We start from the raw sequence: 1,701 nt of genomic DNA on the forward strand, positions 1-1,701 counted from the left end.
GGACATGACGCGTGGTTATGGGCCGGAGGAATATATGATCCACGCCGCGCCGCCGGGGACGTATACGGCGCAGGCCAATGTCTATGCACCCGACCGGATCGATCCCAATGGCGCGACCATCCTGACCGCGCATCTGTTCCGCAATTTCGGCCGGGCGAACGAGACGGTCGACAGCGTCGATATTGAGCTGAAGCGCGACGAAAAGGGCGCGCGGATGATCGGCCGGGTCGTCGTGCCCGGCAAGCCGATGACGAGTCCGGCCCCCGTGAAGGGCGCGGTTCCGCTGCCCTGAGCGGGACGGGGGTATATCGTCCGGTTCGGCTGGTTTTGTGGGGCGATAAGGGTGTAGAGGCCGGACATGACCGATCAGAGTCCGCCTCTTGCCTCCTTCCGGAAATGGACGCCCGCGCGCTATCGTGCGCTGCTGCGGAAGCAGGGGCCGGGCTCGGTCAAGTTCCGCACCCGGCTGGCGATCCTGATCGGCGCGGTTGCGATCGGGTTGGCGGCGACGGTCTTTGCCGAGGCGGCCGACGCGGCGGGTGAGATGTTCCACCATTTCTCGGGCCGTTATCACTGGGCGCCCCTGGTCGTGACCCCGCTGCTGTTTGCGGGGCTGGTCTGGTTCACCCGGCGCTTCGCGCCGCTCGCGCGGGGATCGGGCATTCCGCAGGTGATGGCGGCGCAGGCCGATCCCGAACAGGCGACCGGCGGGCTGGTGTCGCTGCGCACGGTGATCGCCAAGGCCGGGTTGACCCTGGCGGCGGTGTTGGGCGGGGCATCGGTCGGTCGCGAAGGGCCGACGGTCCAGATCGCCGCCGCGATCATGGGGGTGACGCACCGTATCCTGGGCGTGCCGTTGCGCGGCGCGGTCCTGATCGCGGGCGGCGCGGCGGGTGTCGCGGCGGCGTTCAACACACCGCTGGCCGGGCTGCTGTTCGCGATCGAGGAACTCGCCTCGGCCTATGAGCAGAAGGTCACGCTGCTGGTCATCGCGGCCATCGCGATCGCGGGCATGGTCGCCCAGTCGGCGCAGGGCGATTACGTCTATTTCGGGCTGATCGGCGCGCACATGCCGATCGTGACCGCGCTGATCGTCGCGCCGGTCGCGGGCATCGTCGGCGGGCTGGCGGGCGGCGGCTTTGCCCGGCTGATGCTGATGATGGCGACGGGCACCAACCGCGTGACCCAGTGGAGCAAGGCGCAGCCGATCCTGTTCGCCGGGCTGTGCGGCGTGGTCGTCGCGGGGCTGGGCGTCGGCACCGGGCTGACCTGGGGCACCGGCTATGGTGCGGCGCGGGCGATGATCGTCGGGGTCGATGCGCCGCTCTGGTACGGCCCGGCCAAGTTCCTGGCGACGCTGGCCACCGCTGTCGCGGGGCTTCCCGGCGGCATCTTCGCGCCGTCGCTCTCGGTCGGGGCGGGCCTGGGCAATCTGCTGCGGTCGGTCTTCCCGGATTCGCCTGCTTCGGCGATCGTGATCCTGGGCATGGTCGGCTATTTCGCGGGGGTGGTCCGCGCACCGCTGACCGCCGTCATCATCCTGTCCGAGACAACCGCCAGCCGGGGCCTGATGCTGCCGATGTTCGCTACCGCCTTCATCGCCGACGGGGTCAGCCAGTTGATCTGCCGCGAAAAGCTATACCACGGCCTGTCGCGGACCTTTGCGATGGCGCCGGTGAAGCGGGCGGGGCAACCGTAGAC

2 protein-coding genes are annotated in these 1,701 nt (G+C 69.4%); both read left to right on the forward strand.

Annotated features, from left to right (window positions below; all coding sequences use genetic code 11):
• Positions 1–292: hypothetical protein (locus U1700_RS14385; protein ID WP_332753380.1), on the forward strand; the 292-nt coding region annotated here is incomplete at its 5' end.
• A gap of 66 nt (positions 293–358) precedes the next feature.
• Positions 359–1,699 (forward strand): chloride channel protein, encoded by a 1,341-nt coding sequence (locus U1700_RS14390; RefSeq protein WP_332753381.1) that lies wholly within the window; start codon positions 359–361, stop codon positions 1,697–1,699.
• Positions 1,700–1,701 lie beyond the last annotated feature (2 nt).

The sequence above is a fragment of the Sphingomonas sp. RB1R13 genome (assembly GCF_036663775.1).
GTDB lineage: Bacteria > Pseudomonadota > Alphaproteobacteria > Sphingomonadales > Sphingomonadaceae > Sphingomicrobium.

Excerpts from the sequence above, each read along its gene's own strand:
- U1700_RS14390 (WP_332753381.1), top strand. The coding sequence starts at position 359 with ATGACCGATCAGAGTCCGCCTCTTGCCTCCTTCCGGAAATGGACGCCC.